This window comes from Paenibacillus psychroresistens, assembly GCF_009728935.1.
Lineage (GTDB): Bacteria > Bacillota > Bacilli > Paenibacillales > NBRC-103111 > Paenibacillus_AC > Paenibacillus_AC psychroresistens.
On the sequence record NZ_CP034235.1, the window covers coordinates 671,043 to 689,097 of the forward strand.

An 18,055-nucleotide genomic window follows, 5' to 3' on the forward strand; every position below is an offset into this window, starting at 1 on the left:
TGTAGAATAACTATAGATGTTGCATCTAGAGGGGGCTAACCAAATGAAGGCGGTTACAGTAAAAGATTTAGTAGAAAGGTTTTCGTTGCAAATACTTGCAGGCAGCATTCATTTGGATCGTTTGATTACTAAATCACGTGCTTATCGGCCTGGTCTTGAATTTGTCGGCTATTTTGAATTTTTTTCTCATTCCAATGTACATGTGCTGGGGAGGAAAGAAATTACCTATTTACATAAGCTTAGTGATGAGGAACGAAATGATCGGATCGGTAATATAGTTAAATATCATCCGCCTTGTTTTATTGTGACACGAAGTCAAGATGAGGGGCTTAAATATCTGATTAAGTATTGTGAGGAAGAGGGAATTCCATTGTTATTAACCTCTGAAACTACCTCCAAATTTATTGATCTGGTTGACAACTTTTTGGCTAAAACATTGGCTCCAGAAATGACGATTCATGGTGTTTGTGTCAATGTATCGGGGATTGGCATTATTATCAGAGGGAAATCTGGTGTAGGCAAAAGTGAAACGGCCCATACCTTGATCCAACGCGGACACCGGCTTGTTGCAGACGATGCTGTCGTGCTTAAGAAGACCAGCCCTGAAACGATTATTGGCACACATGATGGCAAGACTAAGGAATTCCTTGCCTTGCGAAGCATTGGTTTAATCAATGTTTCTCGCTTGTATGGACGAAGTGCCTTTCAAGATGAAACGCGCATTGTCTTGGATATTGAATTGACGAAATGGCAGGATAATAGTCTAAATAATGAGCTGGAGCTTGAGCCGAAATTCACCGAATATATGGATATTCAAATTCCGCATATTGAGATTCAGCTTCAACCCGGTAGGGATGTTGCAGGTCTTGTCGAAGCAGCTGCGAACAATTGGTATCTCCGTCAGCAGGGCTATAGTGCTATGGAAGAGTTTATGAAACGACTGGAAATGCCATGAAAAGCCTCTGAGCGTATATGCTTTGATTCAAGTCGAAAAAAGATCGATTCATGTATCCGGTAAAGGTATATAACTCTTGACCATCCTATGTCAATTTGGTACTATTAGCCTATGATAATACTTGCGAGGGCGATTTTGGTGAAAGCCAAGGGAGCAAAGCCATAGGCCTAAGGTTCTAAGAACTAAGGTATCTAGGTTGCAACGAGGATATTTTTTCTTTTATAGAATACCTCCCTTCGAGATTAGCTCAATATACCTATTAGGAGGGTTTCAGTATGAAGAAAAAATTATCAATGGTCATTGCAACACTTTTGGTTGTTCAAGCGGTATGGGTCGGAGCGGCATTTGCGGATTATAAGCCAGAAGGAAATATTGTGGTAGGTGTAAATCTTCTATCTAACATTATTAAACCATCTAGCGCGTTAGGCAATTTTACTTTTAATCTACAAGAAAGTGCTCATAAAACGATTACAAACCTTACTGGTCTTTCGATTGATCACTCATATGCTGTAGTTCAAGTAAATGGAATAACTTTGTTGGCAATTGATCCCCCAATTGCATTGATTAATAAGAAAAAATAAACTAACTTAAATATAAAACCTGATCTTCTTTACAATCTATTCAAGAGATTGTAAAGAAGATCAGGTTTTTTTGTTGCGTTCAATTAAAGCTGGTCTGCCAATTGGAAAAAGACAGCCATGACATCAGGATGATACTTATGCCGCGAACGCTCCATCTCTAAGAGAGCATCTTCCTTGGGTACGGCTTCTTTGTATACACGTTTGGCCGTTATAGCATCGTAGGAATCAACAACAGCCACGATTGCGGAGCATATATTGGTATCATTGCCTTTCAATTGGTATGGATAACCGCTGCCGTCGAATCTCTCATGATGCTGTTCGACAATAATGCCAGCTGTTTTTAAATTGCTAAGTCCTGTATCGTAAAGGATTTTTCTCCCTAAAGTTGTATGCTTCTTCATGATTTCAAATTCTTCGTTTGTAAATTTTCCTGGCTTGCCTAGAATGTTATCGGGCACCATGATTTTACCAATATCGTGAAGAAATGAGCCAAAGTTGAGATCGACTAGTTGATTAGAAGAAAGCCCCATATGCTCGCCAAGCAGCATAGATAAATTCATTATGTTATGGCAATGGTCGGCCGTATAGCCGTCCTTTTCCTCTATATCGATAGTCAGCTTCATCAGCTCTTGCGCATTTTGACTGTAATGATAGAAAACGGGCTGGGAGGACACATAGATAAACTCACAATCTGTTTGGGCTATGAAGATAGCTTCGGTTTTGATAGGTTGTGCGGAGATGGAGTCTCCAACTTGCAAGGTACGCTTACCTTGAGAGGATTGCCAGATTAAACTGCCCGTTAGAATATATATAAATTCAAGTGCTTCCCAGCCATCGGCAGGTGACAAACCCCAACGACTTCCAGCGGTTAAGCGGTGGTGGATAATTTCTGTTCCATCACCCGATGAAACCAGCTTTAATTGCAGGCCAATATCGCTTAATGTCACTTTTTCTACTGGATTGTCCTTGCTCCGAAAGATAAGTCCTGATGTGCTGTCTTCCATGCAATTTCCTCCTTGTATCAAGCTCGCAGAAGCTTTCCCGGTTCTAGTATCCGTTGTACATTATTCTAACGTATTCGTATCCGTATATCAACGCGAAACGCCAATAGATTCAGCTGTGGTTTGTTCATTGTTGGGGATTAAAAGCCCGCTTAACGCCTTCACCAATAAAATTTATCGCGACTATGGTTAAGGTAATAAGTATCCCGGCAGGCAGCCAGATCCACCATTGGTGAGAAAGCACCTGTGGTCGAATCGCGTCGGAGATCATATTGCCCCAGCTTGGCACATTGGCAGGTACCCCGAAGCCGAGAAAACTGAGCGACGTTTCAACTGTAATCATGGAAGCGGCAATAAGAATAGCTTGTACAACAATAGTAGACATAATGTTAGGCAGCAAATGCTTCAAAATTACTTTATAAGGTGGACAGCCAATTGAAATAGCAGCTGTGATATATTCATTTACCTTTTCCGCCAGAACCTTGCCTCTGACAAGCCGTGCACAAACTCCCCAGCTAAGGATGCTTATGGACACAACCAGCACGAGGATGCTTGCTTCTTTAAAAATCGTCTTTAGTACAATTACGAAAATCAACAATGGGAAAATAAGCACGAAGTCGGTTAATCGCATCAAAAGGTTATCGATTTTTCCTCCGTAATATCCCGCTATAGTTCCCACTAAAGTACCCAATATAGAAATCAGCAGTGTAATGGAAAATGCAATTTCTAATGTAACAGTGCCACCGTAAAGCAGACGGGCAATAATATCTCTGCCTCCTTTATCAGTGCCCAGCCAATGTTCGGATGAAGGTGCTTTATTAATTGCATCCAGATTAATTGCAATAGGATCGTATGAGGTTAATAGGGGAGCGCACAAGCAGCAAATTGTGATTAAGAGGAGGAGGATTAGAGAACCCATCGCAAGCTTGTGGCGGGCAAAATTATAAAGGTGTGTGATCCATGGTGAGTAGCTTTTCATATAAGTTCCCTCCATTTAATCAAGCCGGATGCGCGGATCTACTAGTCCATACAACAGATCAGCAATAAGGTTGCCAATAAGTGTCATGAACGATAAAAGCATCATAACCGACATGAGTACGGAATAATCGCGGCTATTGACGGATTGAATCACAAGCTGGCCGATGCCAGGATAAGTGAATATCGTTTCGACCACTACTGTCCCGCTAAGTAAGGCACCGATATCGAAGCCTAAAAATGTAATAAGCGGGATTAGCGAATTCTGGAAAATATGCACACTATAGATACGAGAAAGCTTAGTCCCCTTGGCCATAGCGGTTCGTACATAATCCTTGCGGCTGTTCTCCATAATCTCATTTCGCAAGAATTGAGTGTAAGCGGCCGTGCTGAACAATCCGAGCACAAGAGAGGGGAGAATTGCGTATTTGAGCTTGCTGATATAATAAGAGAAAGAGCCTTCGTCTAAGCCAATGCCAATTGATCCACTTGCAGGAACCCAGCCCAGCTTAAAAGAGAATACATAAATAGCTGCGATTGCAGCGACAAAGGTCGGGATAGAGTATGCCACATAATTCAGTGAAAGGATGAAATGATCACCTAATCGATTGGGGCGTCTTCCTGCATACATACCCATCGCAATAGAAAGCGAGTAGGTGATGCAGAGGGAGAGAAGCATTAATAACAATGTATTGGGTATCCGTTCCGCAATGATCGCACCTACGGGTTTTTTGTGGACAAACGATTGTCCCAAATCTCCCTGCAGAACATGCTTTATCCAGCTCCAATATTGCGTAAGAATAGGTTGATTGTAACCCAGCTTTTCACGCATTTCTGCGATATATTGAGGGGAAGAATTCTTCGGATCAATCTTGCCCATTAGGGCATCACCAGGCATGAGCTTTGCTAAGCTGAACACAACAACGGAGACTAGAATCATCAGCGGGATCATGCCAAGAAGTCGCCGAAACGCGTAAGTTAGCATGCGCATATCCCCTTATTATTTACTGACCCACCATTGGTTTACGTCAACTTGATTTGTAAAGGAATTGACATGGACCCCTTGCAGGCGTTTATTCTTTGCGGTTACATCAATCGGTGAATAGAGGAAGATCATCGGCACCTCATCATTCACGAGCTTTTGCCAATCATAATAGACTTGCTTACGATACGTTTCATCAAAAGCTTTAACACTTGTACCTTCTGCGATTAAGCGATCTGAATCTGCATTGACCCAGCGGGAATAATTCCATTGATCGTCTGATTTCCACAGTCCTGTAGGGTCGGGGTCACTTCCAAGTCCCCATGTTGCTGAGAATAGCTCTACAGAAGGATCATCGGCTTCGACAGCTTCGTAGTAAGCGTTAAGCTCTTTTAAGGCTCCGCCGTTTAGTTTTACGTCCAAACCAATATCCCCCCAAAACTGCAGAATGGCTTGGGCATTGGGATCATCGGTTTCACTGCCTCCAATGGCATCGAAGCTCATAACGAGCTTCTTACCGGCGGGATCTTCACGTTTGCCATCTCCGTCGGTATCTTTGTAGCCTGCTTCATCCAATAATTCTTTGGCTTTGTTTGGATTATAGCTGTAGGTGTTAATTTGATCGTCCGGTATTTTGGCCCAGCTGACTAGCGGCATTGGAACTGCGAGTGGGGTACCGAGTCCGGTATAGAAAGCGTCGATTAACTTCTGGCGGTCAATGGCATAAGACATGGCTTGGCGCAGCTTTTTATCTGCAAATTTAGGCAGGTTCATTATATTCAGCGATTTATCTGCGTCCCACTTGCCGAGCTTAAAACCGATGTATTTATAAGACAAGCTTTCTTGTTTAATTAAATCAAGGTTATCGAGCTTTTGTGCGTCGCTGTATTGGCTGGTCGGCAGCGTCATAATATCGGCTTCGCCGTTTTCCAGCAAGCTTGTGGCTAGGCTTCCATCAATAGTTTTGAATATAACTCCGTCCAAGTAAGGCTTGCCCTTCCAATAATCGTCATTTCGCACCATTTCCACATATTCGCCCGACTGGATCTTCTTAACTTTAAAAGGCCCTAGTCCGATTGGGTTTTTACGAACCTGATCAGAGTCAGCAAACTTATCAATAGCAATTCCCGCATAATATTTCTTTGGCATTGGATAACCCCAAAGACTGCTTAACACATTGGGTGCCGCCGCATTTACCGTTATTACCATCGTGTGTGGATCGGTAATTTGAATGCCGGAGATCGATGTCGCTGTTTTATCGTGATAGGCATCGGCACCAACGATCATTTTGACGCTATCATAGCGGGGACTCGTGGTATCAGGACTTGAGATGATTTCCAAGGCGAATTTCCAATCCTCCGCTGTCAGCTCATCGCCGTTATGCCACTTAACTCCTTCTTTAATTTTGAAAGTAAAGGTTAAATGATCAGCAGATTCTGTCCAAGTAGCCAAATCCGGATAAGTTTTAAGATCGTCGCCAGTAGTAAACATGGGTTCAGAGATAAAATTTAAGATCAAATTGTCCGCATTCTCACTAAAAAGCGCAGGTTCAAGGATCCCCTGAAACGGCTGGTCATAGGCGTAAGTAACTGTTCCACCAAAAGTTGGCTCATCTGCCGATTTCGCTGTAGCCAAAGGTGTAGAGCTTGCGGCTGCGGAGTTGCTCGTAGCAATACTAGGTTCAACTGCTGAGGGCTGAGCATTATCCTTGCAGCCTGCAAGCGCGAGTGCCATTATCAACATAATTGCTAGTATAAAGACCGTTGCTCTCTTCATGTGTTTTCCTCCAAATAAATCAATTTATTAATATAAGTGACAGGCAACCTGATGGCCTGGACCAACTTGCTTCAGCGTTGGTTTAATTTCGCTGCACTCGGGTTTTGCAAAGCGGCAGCGTGATTGAAAAGCACAGCCGGTAAATGAGTCGTTTGGGCGAGTGATCTCGCCTTCAAACGCCATTCGTTCCACGCGCTTGCGTGGGTCAGGTACTGGGATTGCAGCTATTAAATCTCGCGTATAGGGGTGGAGGGGAGATTGATACAAGCTGATTTTATCGGCTACTTCGACAAGCCCTCCTAAGTACATGACGCCAATGCGATCGCTAATATGCTTAACTACACTAAGATCATGCGCAATAAAAAGATAAGACATGTTATATTCCTGTTGGAGGTCCTGCATCAAATTTAACACCTGCGCTTGCACGGAAATATCTAATGCCGAAACGGGTTCATCTGCCAGAATCAGCTTCGGTTTTAATGCCAAAGCTCGTGCAATACCAATTCGCTGCCGTTGCCCTCCAGAAAACTCAAGGGGATATTGAAAGTACGCTTCTCCAGACAAGCCAACTCGCTGTAAAAGCTCCATAGTTTGATCCTTAGTCTGTATTTTTGATTGGCCCGAATAGTTGCGGATTGGCTCAGAGATGATATCGCCGACCATCATCCGCGGATTGAGGGAAGCATTGGGATCTTGGAAAATCATTTGCATATCCTTGCGAATACTTCGCAGCTGAGAACCTTTAACCGCAGTAATATCCTGTTTCTGAAAAATAACAGCACCTGAGGTTGCATCAATTAACCGTAAAATCACACGTCCAGCTGTTGATTTACCACAGCCTGTTTCACCAACGAGCCCAAGGGTTTCTCCTTGTTTTACTGTAATTGAGAAATCATTAAGTGCCTTGATAGTGCCAACTTGTTTACGAAAAGCACCTACAAGCGGGTAAACCTTGCTCAGGTTCTTAACTTCAAGAAGTAAGTCATCCCGTTCTACCATAAATCACCCATTTCTAAGGTTTGCGGGATCGCTGTCGGGATACTGCAAACAGCGTACATAGTGGTTGGCTCCAGAATCCGCTAGCAACGGGTTCTCTATATAGCATTTTTCCATAACTACGGGGCATCGTTCGGCGAACCGACAGCCTTGTAGTGGCCTATTCATTAAAGCAGGAATGCTGCCTTGGATTGCTTCGAATCGCTCACGCTCTTGATCAAGTTGTGGTATCAACTGCAACAACAGCTTTAAATAAGGATGTTTGGGGTCGTGAAAGATGACATCAACATCGCCTTGCTCCACAATTTGCCCTGCATACATAACGACCACATTATCGGCTATCTCAGCAACAACGCCTAAATCATGGGTAATAAGCAGGATTGCCATTGCATGCTTCCGTTGAATAGCTTTAAAGAGCTCCAATATTTGGGCTTGCACGGATACATCTAAGGCTGTTGTTGGTTCATCGGCAATCAGAAGCTTGGGCTCGCAAGCAATTGCCATCGCGATAATAACTCGCTGCCGCATGCCACCGGATAGCTTATGGGGGTATTCATGAATCATTGATTCGGCTCGCGTTATGCCTACTTGCTTGAGTAAGTCTACTGCTCGTTTATGTGCTTCTTGCTTGGAGATAGATAAATGATTGAGCATAGCTTCTTCTATCTGAAAACCTATAGTTAAAATTGGATTCAAGGCAGTCATTGGCTCTTGAAAAACCATTGCGATTTCTTTGCCGCGCAAGGCATTCATTTCTATATCTTTTAACTCGGCAAGGTTTTGTCCATTAAGCCATATTTCACCTTTGGTTCTTTTGCCGTTTTCCTGCGGGAGCAGGTTCATAATGGAAAGAGCGAGCACGCTTTTCCCGCTGCCGGATTCACCGACTACACAGGTCACTTGACCCGGTTTAATTTGGAAAGAAATCTGATCAATCGCAGCATAATACTGTCCATTTTTGATAAATCCAGCTTGTAAATCTATTAATTCGAGCCTATTTTCACGCTCTTGTGCTAGCATCCAACACCTCGAAATCTCTAGTAAATCTGTAGTATATTTGGACCATCCTTAAAGGACGGCGTAGCCGATTACCCTTGTATGATTCATAGTATAAACGATAGATTAAGATACAGAAACCTTTTATTGACGACAATCGCTAAATTACGCTAAAATAGCCTAACATCGGTGTCATTTTTACTTAAAAAAGGACAAAAAAGGAAGGGAGGGTGGAGTATGATCCTCAATGAACAAATAAAAGCTTCTGAGGTAGAATTAACGGGTCTGAATGGGGAAAGCTTGGGAATCGTTTCTAGAGCAGAAGCGCTGGCTTTAGCCAAGAAATATAAGGTTGATCTAGTGTGCACCTCCTTGATGGCCAGTCCACCACCGTGCAAGCTGATCGGTCGTGGGGCAGCCAGACAAAGCGAAGATCAAGCAAACAGTAAATCGCGAAAAGCTGAAACCATGAAGGTTAAAGAAATTCGACTCACAGCTAATATTGAGGCACATGATTATGAAACGAAGCTAAGGCAAGCAGAGAAGCTGCTAGCTTCGGGCTGTGCAATACAATTAGTGGTCAAGCTGCAGGGCAAAGATGGACCTAAAGCCAAAGAACTGCTTGAGCAAATGCTGAAAAGCCTTGCACCCAGTGGAACGAAGGCAACCGGAATACAGGTTAGCGGCAAGCAAGCTGCCGTGCAGGTTAATCCAAACTAGAAGGGGATTAGAAAAAGTTAGTACTTATTATCGTGAAGCAATAAGCATATATTTAGAACAAGAAGAAACACACAAACAAAGGAGATACAAATTATGAGACCCAATTTTTATCGGAGAAGAAACACACCTGCGTATTCGTTTATGGCATGGGCTTCATTCGCTATTGCAATGGGATTTGAGTTTATCGGGATTTACAATTTGGATGAGATGCTTTCTGTAAAAGGTTATTATGCTGTTTCTGCCATTTTGATCGTGATTACATCGTTCTTGCTGCAAAAGGTCATTCGCGATAATGACGAAGATCATTTTCTAAGAGAAACAAATTATAGCCACCGAATGCGTAATACAGCTGCTTTTTCTTTTCTAGCTTGGGCGGGTTTCTTGTTAGGTGTTCTGTTCTATTATGTAGGTCTTTGGAATTTAGAACAGCCCTTATATGTAAAAGGTTATTACGCAATAGGGGGTATGTTTTTGATTGTAACTTGTCTTGTTCTGCAAAAAACGATACGTGACAATGAAGAAGACAAACTGAACATTCAGGAAATCGAGAAAAATGAAGTCGCTTTGTAAATTTTTAATCTTGCATATGTAATGCTGACTTATCCATGGTATGATGTGAAATGTTGATTATTATGGATAAGGTGGAATTATACGTGCAAAATAAGCTTTTTAATTATATGGGACTTGTATTGGTGGCAGCGATTTGGGGGATGAACTTTGGCTTTTCCCGTATGGAAATGGCGAATTTCGATCCTAGATTGTTTGCTTTTTTACGTTTTGGGCTTGCGGTACCCTTCTTTTTTATCTTGCTTCGTTTGAAAGAAGGAAGTGTAGGTATTCCGTTTAAGGTAGCTCTGCAGCTAATGTTTATTGGTTTTTTTGGGATAACGGTTTTGGAAAATCTTACGATGTATGCGATCAAATATACCTCACTTGCGAATGCTTCGTTATTGAATGTTGCTCCTTGGCCGATTTTTACAGCCTTGTTTGCCCCGTTTTTTACCAAAGAATCAATCTCGAGAAGAGTGATGGTTGGCGGTGGTGTTGCGATGGTTGGTGTTTGTTTAATTATTCTCACAGGTGGAGAGGGCTTGGATATGTCCTCGGGTCATATGGTAGGCAACCTCCTCGCATTATCGGCTAGCATAATTGGAGCTTTATACAACCTAAGCTGTATGCGTTTAATGAGACAATATTCCGCTTTGCGTATTAGCACTTGGTTTATTGCTTTTGGAGCCTTGTTTATGTTTCCTCTAACGCTAAGCTCATGGGGGAAAGTAGCCTGGTCCGGATTGGATGCGTCTGATTATTTGGTTTTGGGGTATAACGTTATATTTGCTACGGTAGTTGCCTTTATCATTTGGAATGCCTGTATGCATCATGTGGGAGCAGCTAGATCAAATTTTTTCCGGTATGTGGTGCCAGCCGCAGCCGTTGCAGCAGGATATATGATGTTTGGGGAAGCTATTACTTTGTGGCAAATTGCCGGTGCATTATTCATGGCTGCTGGCTTGATTTGGATTAGTATGGAACGGAAGTTAACTGTTCAATAGTGGCAAGGATTTCATCGTGATCGACTATCGATAAACATAAAAAAGCTGACTCCTAAGGGCCTAAGGGGTCAGCTTTTTACAGGTTCCTACTTTAGTTTTGATTAAAGATAGATTTTTAAGCTAATGATTTCATAGGGATGTACATTTAGTTCTACTAATGTACCTTCCTTAACTGATTTATGTGTGAGCTGATATATGGGTTGCTCTAACAAATTTACCAGCCAGATCGACTGAATCATTCCATTCCATTGCAGGAGCAGAGGTCCAGCTTGATTATTAATCTCATAAAATCGAAGAACAACGTAATAGTCATCATCTGTTGGACTGCTTTTGCAGGCTGAGGCTATAATATGCTTGCTCTCGACAAGCTGCGCATCCTTGTTATCCAAGAGTTGGAATAAGGACCATTCGGGATTACTAGGCCATTTACTCGAATCCGTTACCAATGAAGCATTAGTGGAAGGGGTTAATTGGGCTGTCATAGGCTGATTAAATTCCCAGGCGTATTGCGGTACAATTTCCTTATAATCCAAATGTGGAACTAGAGCATAAGAGAAAGTATGAATGCCTATATCCGGGACCGTATCCGGCTCAATAGAGCTTCGTATTAAAGATAGATTCATTGTACTTCCTGCGGAGCTGTGCCCATATTTACAGTCATTTATTAAGCCAACCCCATAACCGCTGCCGGATTCTGATAAATCCATCCATTTTAGAGCAGGAACCTCTTGATTGTTGGCGGTTCGCTCCAAGGAGCCAAATGGAATTTCATAGGTAGATGTAATAGGACCGATGAGATTAGGGTTAAAGGAAACACGCAGGAAGGGGGCATCCTCGCCAAGCTTTGCTTTTTCATTCCAACGTACTTCAGTAAGAAATTCAAGCTGAGCCTTATGGGAGGTGAGTCTAATTTCCTGTTGGATTTCGGAATCTCTATACGTGTGTGTAATAATCACGGATGCTGAATTAGCATTAATCTGACCCCATTTGGATGTAGCGCCTCGTACCAATTGATGGATTTGGCTAATAGTACCAAGCTTCCATGCAGACATGGGGCGAGGTGTTTCGTATAAAACCTGAAACAAATTCATCAAGCCCTTTAAATTATTACCTTCCTCCCATAGCCCCGCGACCGTATGTGATAGCTCGCGGTCGACCCGGTGGTCGGTAAATCGCACAATAGTGCCAGATTCAGCATCAATTTCAACTGTAAACCATTCATTTTGCATGATGAAACGTTCTTCCGTTTGTGAGGTTGTGACTGATTTAAAGGGAGCTTCTATCTCATTTGATGAACTTGTTGCCTTTTTAAACAGCTTATAGCCCGTTGGTGGAATTTCTACAGCATAGAAACCTAATTCGTTTGCTCTGCGAATGATAGTGATTCTATGATTCTGATAATCCACATATTCATCACCCTCTTGGACAGTGTTGCCTGAGGTGTCATTGCCTATCTCCAGGGATACCCAACCTGTTCGTGTCCAGGATAGCGTATTAAAGGCGATTAGGTAAGGTTCCGTACTGAAGCTTTCAATTCCTGAGGCAATCTGCTGCATAGCTGAGGATTGAAGATGCTTTCCAGCTTCAAATGCCTGCCAGCCTGCAGGGATGGCTTCATCATAAGTGCTGTGAATCGAGCAGCCGCAAATTATGTCATGAAATTGATTAAGGCATTGTCTTCTCCAGGCAGTCTCTAGAGGGTGATCCTTGGAATATTGCCCTGTTTGGATAAGTGCCATGGTTTGAAGTGTTTCTCCAGCCGTCAAGGCGTATTCAGTTTGGCGATTGACTCTTTTGATATCGGCATGCGAGGTATAGCAGCCTTCAAATATAGTGTTTTTCTCACCATAAAAAACGGGAAGGGCTACTTCTTTGCGCACAAGGCTTTCAAAAAAATCGGTGCTTTTTGCAAAGCTGAATTGAGGGAGCAGTGGACTGAGATTTAATCGGGTGGCTTTCTCGACCTCCCAGAGGGTCATACCGCCGCCGTGATCTCCAAATCCGTAAACATACATGGATTCAGCGATACTATAGCGCTTGTGCATGGCCAACAGATCACCTATCATCCGCGAAGCCACTATAGGACCGTTATATTTAAGCGGGTCATTGTAAGAAAGTACTCGTGAACCATCGAGGCCTTCCCACCAGCATAAAGGTTCGCCTCCTCCTGGCCGGGAGTGATAATAATAATGGATGCCTGCTTGCTTCAATATTTGCGGCAGCGTTGCAATATGGCCAAAGGTATCAGGCTCCCAGCAAATACTTGGGCTGATTTCGAACTTTTCTTTAATGTAGCTATGAGCTTCCAGGAACTGGCGAACTAGCGTTTCGGTCTCAGCCATATTCAAATCGCCCTCTACCCAGGTTGCGGCCGTAATATCCCAATTTCCCGATTTGACTTTCTCGCAAATTCGTTTAAAAAGCTCAGGCTCCTCTAATTCAATTATCTGGTAATAAGCAGCCATACTTTGTGAGAATTTCACCTGAGGGTAATGCTCCATTATATGTAGAACAGAGTGGAAATCTCGTTTAATTAAATCTTTGGTCTCCTCCATAGGCCATAACCAATTAATATCAATATGTGCATGGCCTACCATATGGATTTGAAATTGTTTAGCCTCCGATTTGAAAAAAGGTGCCCATGTTTCGCGAATATGGGCAATGGAAGTTTTCAAAGCATGCCAGGTTCCTTCTGTAAGCGCTAATGAAACAAGCGTTAAACCTTCCATTAGCATCGCATCTAATGTGGAGGAAGAGCTCACGTATCCATGATCGATTAGAAAAAGGCTGAATGAGAGCTCTTCTGCAAATGCATCAAGCTGGAAAATCCATTCTTCCACTTCAGGAAAGCGGAATTTGCCTAGAGCAAATCCACCTAATCCGTCTCCTCCAGGAGTAATAATATCCATTTGATAGGATTCACCACCCATAACACTCTCGGTTAATAAGATGGGAACCAGTTGCGTATCCGCCCAATAATTAACCTGGTATCGGGTTTCTCCATTCACTTTCACATGAGCCCCAACGGTTAGGACCAACAGCAACTCCAATTTAGAACCAATTACAGAGATTTGCTCTATCGTTTTGGGAACAACACAGTGCTTTTTAAATGAACATGAACCCAATGCTGTATCCCAAGTAGATGGAACCTTGAATTGGGGCTGCAGGCTGCCGTCTGGCGCTACCTTTTGCCAATGTTCAATATTTACTGCTTTTTCGAGACAATCTCTTTTATTATGCAGCTGTTTAACTATGGATTCCAAAGAGGGTTTCAGGGTTCTCTCGTTAGTATCTTTCACAATTATACTTCTCCTCTTGCTATATTAGAGTTGGGTTTGCAAATTAGATGCAACTGATTTTCGTTCAATCAATTTAGTGGACGTAATGATTTTCCGTCGTTCTTGTTTCGGATTATGCATAATAGATACCAGTAAACGAGCTGCTTCCTCGCCCATTTCTTTCTCCTTCTGGCTTACACAAGTCGGAGGGACTGCTGAAAGTGCTGCCAGTTCATAATTGTCGAAAAAAATGACAGATAGCTTCTCAGGTACGGATATGCCCATTTCTTTAGCTGCATCAATTACAGTAAGTCCCATAGCGGCATTAATTGCAAATATAGCAGTCATATCCGAATTTTGTTGTAGAAAGGACTGAATTTCTTCCTTGATAGAGGGTTCAGCGACACCATCCTTTAAAATGCTATTGACCGTTTCTGCATCAAAATGAACTTGTCTAAGACGATGCTCTACAGGTATATTACATTCAGCCAACGCCTTTTCATAGCCAATAAGACGGTCCTCAATGCTAGTTGTTCCTTGATAGGCTGTTGAGACGAACCCAATTCGTGAGTGCCCGTGGGAAATTAAATGGGCTGTTGCGATTCGAGCCCCTTCTACATTGTCAGAACAAACACAATTTGTTTCTATGCCGCGTAAATAGCGATCTACTACAACTAACGGGAATTCATTCATTGTTAGGCGTAAGATTTCCTCATTATATGTCTCGCCATCAACGGGGAAGATAATAATTCCTTTAACCCCCAGCTCTATCACTTCACGTAAAATTTGCTTTTCCTTCTCTTGTGAATCGTAGGTCTTGCAATAAATAAGGCGATAATCCAATCGGGTTAGCTCATTTTCGATTCCATTAAGCAGCTGAGCTGTAAAAGTATTCTCAAGACGAGGCATTAAATAAGCAACTAATTGCTTTTCTTTGTTGTCGGATGTGGCGGGATCTGAATGAAAAATGATAGGTTCGCCGGCAGTATTTGTTGAGACGAATGAGCCCTTTCCCTGTACGCGATAAATAAGATTCTCATCAATAAGCTGGGACAAGGCATTTTTTACCGTAATCCGACTTACATCAAATTGTGCTGCAAACTCATTCTCAGATGGAAGCCGATCACCGGGCTTCCAAACCTTTTTATTGATTTTATCTAACACATATTCTCTGATTTGAGTATAAAGGGGTACACGAACAGTAGGTTTTGCCATAGTATCTCTCTCCCATTTAATAAATATATTACAAATATATAACTTATGAAACAAGTTGTACAGTACAACTTTGGCGATTTACAGCTGAAAATAAAAGTGGTATTATTCAATGCAAGCAAATGTTCATGTTGTAAATATGTATTATAAATTTAATTCGAAAGAAGTGACTAGACATGCCCCAACAAAAAACAGTTCATATTATTTCCCATAGTCATTGGGATAGAGAGTGGTATATGCCCTTTGAGAAACATCGCATGCGTCTTGTGACGCTGTTAGATACGGTCATTGAGCTGCTTGAATCAAATGGAAACGATTTTCACTATTTTCATTTGGATGGACATGTGCTTTTGGTAGATGATTATTTAGAAATTAGACCAGAGATGAAGCAGCGCTTACAACGGTTGATTGCTGACAACAAGCTTTTTATTGGACCTTGGTATGTGTTGCAAGACGCTTTTCTGACAAGTGGTGAGGCGCAGTTAAGAAATCTGCAGCTTGGAATTGAACGGGCTGAACAGCTTGGGGCTGCTACAAGAGTAGGTTATTTCCCAGACACATTCGGTAATATTTCACAATCAGCGCAGTTATTGCTTGGTTTTGGTATCGAGACTGCGGTTTTCGGCAGGGGCATTAATGCAATTGCTGAGAATAATACGGTGGTTAATGAAGGTAGTAATGGGTACAGATCGGAATTGTGGTGGGAAGCTCCAGATGGGTCTAGGGTGCTTTCGGTATTCTTGGCTAATTGGTACCATAATGGAATGGAACTTCCGATTAACCCAGTTGCTGCGAAAGAAACGGTTTCTTTGACAGTTGCAAATGTTGAAAAATACGCAGCCACTTCGCATTTATTGCTGATGAATGGCTGTGACCACCAGCCTGTTCAACGGGATGTAGGTCAGGCTATTAAAGTGCTAAATGATAATTTACAGAACTATCGTTTTGTACATAGTAATTTCCCTGATTATCTACGGGAGATTGCACTTCAGTCAACCGATCTACAAAGTGTGAGAGGAGAATTGATTGGTCAACAAACAGATGGCAATCTTACTTTGGTAAATACAGCTTCAGCGCGTATGTACCTTAAACAATGGAATGCTAAGGTGCAGTTGGAGTTGGAGCGTTGGTCAGAGCCGTTCTCCACGATAGCCTGGAAGCTCGGAGCTGTTTATCCCGAAGCTTTTATTGATCATGCTTGGAAGCAGCTTTTGGAGAATCACCCTCATGACAGTATTTGTGGCTGCAGCATAGACGAAGTTCATCAAGAAATGGTAGTTCGTTTCAAGAAAGCGAATCAGGTTGCATCTGAGTTAAGTGAACAGGCATTGAGCTTTATAACTAATCAGCTTAATACTAATAAGCTGGTGGAAGAACTAGGCATTCGTAATATAAACGATCAGTTGAGAGCAATTGTTGTTTTCAATCCGCTAGGATGGAAAAGGGACGATAGGGTAGAAGCAGAGCTTGACTGTGAAGATGAGAAAGACCTACAACATTATAGCTTACTTGACCCATTAGGAAATTCAGTGGCATTTAGCTATGAGGACTTGGGCTGGATTCATGGCTTCACTCTGCCTTTAGACAGCTTTAGAGTTCCTTGGAAGAAACGTCGATATTTATTAAAGTTTCAAGCAGAGCAAGCACCTGCTTTAGGACATACAACCTATATCCTGGTATTAAGGGAAGCTCAAAATCTAAACCTTCCCGCTAAAAGAACTCAACGGAGAGAAGCTCAATTGATTAATAATAGGGAGACAACTACGTTCTGCTTAGAAAATGAATATCTGTATGTACAGGTAGAGAAAAACGGTACTCTAGTCATGCGCGATAAGGCTACTGACCAAGTCTATAAAGATTTGCTTGTCTTTGAAGACAATGGAGACGTGGGTAATGAATATATGTATGTTGCTTCAGAGGATGGCTCCGTATTCACTACTAAGGGGAGTGAGGCTTCTATTGAGCAGATATCCAGCTCGCAAATAAGGATCATACATCACCTAAGCATCCCATTTGAAAGACAAGCGAAACTTCGTTCTGAGCAGCTTGTCAGTCTTAGGTTAGATATTCGAATTTCACTTGAGAAGGGGTCGCGAAGGCTTGAAATAGATGTTTCGGGGGATAATCAGGCGAAGGATCACCGCTTGAGAGTGTTGTTTCCTACGAATTTAGTAACCGATTACTGTTATGCGGATGCGCCATTTGATGTGGTTCGTAGAGAAATATGGCCGTGGTCTGGGTGGGAGAATCCAAGCCGTACGGAAAGAATGCAGTCATTTGTTGATGTGACGGACGGTGATAATGGCTTGATGATTGCTTCTATAGGGTTGCCTGAATATGAGATTTTGAGAGATGGGCATAATACAATTGCCTTAACATTACTTCGTTCTGTAGGTGAATTAGGAGATTGGAATTACTTTGCTACACCTGAAGCTCAATGCCTAGGGTCTTTCACAGCTAGATTTGCAATCCTATCGCATACAGGGGGTTATGTTGAGGCTATTCCTGACGTCAGTGCGTTTCAAACACCGCTTCGCTCTGTGGTTTCCACTTTACATGAAGGCAGTCTAGCTGCTACAGCATCCTGGCTTCACTTGCCTAATAAATCGATTATGATAACTTCTTTTAAAAAAACAAGGGAAGGTGCTCATGCAGCACTGAGGTTTGTTAATCTTAGTTCGGAATCCCAAGAAATAGAGCTTGGAGGCGGATGGATAAAAAAAGATTCACAAATTGCGGTAGCAAGGTTAGATGAGAAAGTAATTGGACAGCAAGAAGTGTTGAATGGGTCCGTAAACACAACTATACCAGCCAAAAAAATAGCTACCTGGTTACTCTGAAAGTAATAGATGGGGTTTAACTAAGGTGGAGTGCTGACGATTAGGATATTTATTTTTAAATACAACTTTACAAGATTGAAAATATGACTTATATTCTAATTATACAATTAATAAAAGTTGTATATATGTACTATAAATGGAGGTGCTTTTATAAATACTTAGAAATACGATGAAAATTTTTTGATGATAC

The 18,055-nt window shown here is 42.2% G+C and carries 14 protein-coding genes, 1 pseudogene and 1 riboswitch; of the genes and pseudogenes, 7 read left to right on the plus strand and 8 right to left on the minus strand.

What is annotated here, in order from left to right; genetic code table 11:
* The first annotated feature begins 43 nt into the window (after window positions 1–43).
* Window positions 44–955, plus strand: a complete 912-nt coding sequence (gene hprK / locus EHS13_RS03335; protein WP_155699002.1) for an HPr(Ser) kinase/phosphatase — start codon at window positions 44–46, stop codon at window positions 953–955.
* Window positions 956–1,073: 118 nt separating this feature from the next.
* A riboswitch (cyclic di-GMP riboswitch) is annotated at window positions 1,074–1,159 on the plus strand.
* Between the two features lie 71 nt (window positions 1,160–1,230).
* Entirely contained in the window at window positions 1,231–1,536 is a 306-nt protein-coding gene (locus EHS13_RS03340) for a hypothetical protein (RefSeq protein WP_155699003.1), read from the plus strand.
* A gap of 83 nt (window positions 1,537–1,619) precedes the next feature.
* Here the strand turns inward: EHS13_RS03340 and EHS13_RS03345 are convergent, their stop codons facing one another.
* The 6 genes from EHS13_RS03345 to EHS13_RS03370 form a co-directional block, all read right to left on the minus strand.
* The gene (locus EHS13_RS03345) at window positions 1,620–2,540 is read right to left on the minus strand and encodes an HD-GYP domain-containing protein (protein WP_155699004.1); all 921 of its coding nucleotides are present in this window, start codon (window positions 2,538–2,540) and stop codon (window positions 1,620–1,622) included.
* Between the two features lie 124 nt (window positions 2,541–2,664).
* Window positions 2,665–3,516: an oligopeptide ABC transporter permease gene (gene opp4C, locus EHS13_RS03350; RefSeq protein ID WP_227013772.1), complete on the minus strand. Its 852-nt coding sequence runs from the start codon at window positions 3,514–3,516 to the stop codon at window positions 2,665–2,667.
* 15 nt (window positions 3,517–3,531) lie between these two features.
* A complete protein-coding gene (gene opp4B, locus EHS13_RS03355) occupies window positions 3,532–4,497 on the minus strand; it encodes an oligopeptide ABC transporter permease (protein WP_155699006.1) in 966 nt (321 codons plus the stop codon).
* 15 nt (window positions 4,498–4,512) lie between these two features.
* Window positions 4,513–6,270, minus strand: coding sequence for an oligopeptide ABC transporter substrate-binding protein (opp4A, locus tag EHS13_RS03360; protein WP_155699007.1), 1,758 nt, complete (start codon window positions 6,268–6,270; stop codon window positions 4,513–4,515).
* Window positions 6,271–6,297: 27 nt separating this feature from the next.
* Window positions 6,298–7,269, minus strand: coding sequence for an ABC transporter ATP-binding protein (locus tag EHS13_RS03365; protein WP_155699008.1), 972 nt, complete (start codon window positions 7,267–7,269; stop codon window positions 6,298–6,300).
* 3 nt (window positions 7,270–7,272) lie between these two features.
* A complete protein-coding gene (locus tag EHS13_RS03370; protein ID WP_155699009.1) occupies window positions 7,273–8,286 on the minus strand; it encodes an ABC transporter ATP-binding protein in 1,014 nt (337 codons plus the stop codon).
* A 213-nt stretch (window positions 8,287–8,499) separates the two neighbouring features.
* On the opposite strand from EHS13_RS03370, the gene infC reads away from it, so the two are divergent.
* The 4 genes and pseudogenes from infC (at window position 8,500) to EHS13_RS03385 (ending at window position 10,535) form a co-directional block, all read left to right on the plus strand.
* Complete coding sequence (infC, locus tag EHS13_RS03375; protein ID WP_155699010.1) at window positions 8,500–8,982, plus strand: translation initiation factor IF-3; 483 nt, start codon at window positions 8,500–8,502, stop codon at window positions 8,980–8,982.
* A 93-nt stretch (window positions 8,983–9,075) separates the two neighbouring features.
* Window positions 9,076–9,288, plus strand: a pseudogene (locus tag EHS13_RS36555) (YiaA/YiaB family inner membrane protein); the annotation flags it as partial.
* Window positions 9,289–9,318: 30 nt separating this feature from the next.
* Window positions 9,319–9,552, plus strand: a complete 234-nt coding sequence (locus tag EHS13_RS36560; protein WP_227013990.1) for a YiaA/YiaB family inner membrane protein — start codon at window positions 9,319–9,321, stop codon at window positions 9,550–9,552.
* A gap of 83 nt (window positions 9,553–9,635) precedes the next feature.
* Window positions 9,636–10,535, plus strand: coding sequence for a DMT family transporter (locus tag EHS13_RS03385; RefSeq protein WP_227013773.1), 900 nt, complete (start codon window positions 9,636–9,638; stop codon window positions 10,533–10,535).
* A 101-nt stretch (window positions 10,536–10,636) separates the two neighbouring features.
* Here EHS13_RS03385 and EHS13_RS03390 read toward each other — a convergent pair whose 3' ends face one another.
* The gene (locus EHS13_RS03390; RefSeq protein ID WP_155699013.1) at window positions 10,637–13,834 is read right to left on the minus strand and encodes an alpha-mannosidase; all 3,198 of its coding nucleotides are present in this window, start codon (window positions 13,832–13,834) and stop codon (window positions 10,637–10,639) included.
* Window positions 13,835–13,858: 24 nt separating this feature from the next.
* Window positions 13,859–15,028: a GntR family transcriptional regulator gene (locus EHS13_RS03395; protein WP_155699014.1), complete on the minus strand. Its 1,170-nt coding sequence runs from the start codon at window positions 15,026–15,028 to the stop codon at window positions 13,859–13,861.
* Window positions 15,029–15,201: 173 nt separating this feature from the next.
* Here EHS13_RS03395 and EHS13_RS03400 point away from each other — a divergent pair, with 173 nt between their 5' ends.
* Window positions 15,202–17,865, plus strand: a complete 2,664-nt coding sequence (locus tag EHS13_RS03400; RefSeq protein WP_155699015.1) for an alpha-mannosidase — start codon at window positions 15,202–15,204, stop codon at window positions 17,863–17,865.
* Window positions 17,866–18,055: the final 190 nt, after the last annotated feature.